General features: G+C 58.8%; 1 protein-coding gene. It reads left to right on the top strand.

All coding sequences use genetic code 11. The features are described 5' to 3' along the window. Window positions 1–296: 296 nt before the first annotated feature. On the top strand, window positions 297–1,544 hold a 1,248-nt coding region (locus MYY08_RS03225), incomplete at its 3' end, for an NCS2 family permease (RefSeq protein WP_288013113.1).

A 1,544-nucleotide genomic window follows, 5' to 3' on the forward strand; every position in this document is an offset into this window, starting at 1 on the left:
AAGCTACCGTGCGCTTTTAGCTGCGAATAAGCCGCCAGACGTATAAGAGAGGATGGAACCCGCTGCTGTAGTAAGATTTGCTTCGGCGGCATAGGTTGTTCTCCATTTTAGTGCAATGCGCATTTTGGGGGCCTTGTTGTGGTGCAGGGTCTCTGTAAGGTGAACGGCGTGACAAAGGGCAAGGCAGGGCGACAGCTGTGGCATAGCGCTTGCTAATCAGGAATGCTCTTATTCCTTTTATTTCGGCAAGAGAAACCTCACGCAAGTGACCACGCTAACGCTACGAGAGAAGCAGCATGCCAGAAAAACTATTTCAATTAAAAGCACACAACACCACGGTGCGCACCGAAGTAATAGCCGGTTTCACCACCTTCCTGGCGATGGCCTATATCCTGTTTGTTAACCCCACCATTCTCAGCGCCACCGGAATGGACAAAGGCGCGGTATTCGTCGCGACCTGCCTGGCGGCGGCAATCGGATCGCTGCTAATGGGACTGATCGCTAATTATCCTATTGCGCTGGCGCCGGGCATGGGGCTGAACGCCTTTTTTACCTATACCGTCGTGCTGCATATGGGCTACACATGGCAGATCGCGCTGGGCGCGGTATTTCTGTCGGCGCTGATCTTTTTTGCGCTCTCCATTTTTAAAATCCGTGAATGGATCATCGCCAGCATTCCGCTGCCGCTGCGATCCGGCATCGCGGCGGGCATCGGCCTGTTTCTGGCGATCATCGCCCTGCAGGGTGCAGGCATCGTGATCGGCAATCCGGCGACGCTGGTGGGCATCGGCGACCTCACGAAGCCCGGCCCGCTGCTGGCGATGCTGGGCTTTATCATCATCGTGGTGCTGGAAGCGCGGCGCGTAACCGGCGCAGTGCTGATCGGCATTCTGGCGGTAACTTTTCTCTCAATGGCGCTCGGTCTGTCGCCCTTTGCGGGCGTCTTTTCTGCGCCGCCCTCTATCGCGCCGACCTTTATGCAGCTTGATATCAAAGGCGCGCTCGATATTTCGCTGGTGGGTGTGATCTTCGCCTTCCTGTTTGTCGATGTCTTCGATAACTCCGGGACGCTGATCGGCGTGACGAAACGCGCCGGGCTGGCGGACGAGCAGGGTAATATCCCAAAAATGGGCAAAGCGCTGATCGCAGACAGCGCCGCCGCGCTGTTTGGCTCGCTGCTGGGCACCTCCACCACCACCAGCTATATCGAATCGGCGGCGGGCGTCAGCGCTGGCGGCCGCACCGGGCTGACGGCGGTTGTCGTCGCCGCGCTGTTTCTGCTGAGCCTGTTCTTCGCGCCGCTCGCCTCCAGCGTACCGGTCTACGCTACCGCGCCCGCGCTACTGTTTATCGCCGTGCTGATGACCTCCGGCCTGGCGGAGATCGACTGGAAAGATATCACTACCGCCGCGCCGGTGACCGTTACCGCGTTGACCATGCCGCTGACCTACTCGATCGCTAACGGCATCGCCTTCGGCTTTATCACCTGGACGCTGGTGAAGCTGCTGAGCGGGCGCCGTCATGAGCTCAACGCCGCGCTGATC

The organism is Mixta sp. (assembly GCF_024610815.1).
In the GTDB taxonomy this organism is placed as follows: Bacteria; Pseudomonadota; Gammaproteobacteria; order Enterobacterales; family Enterobacteriaceae; genus Mixta; species Mixta calida.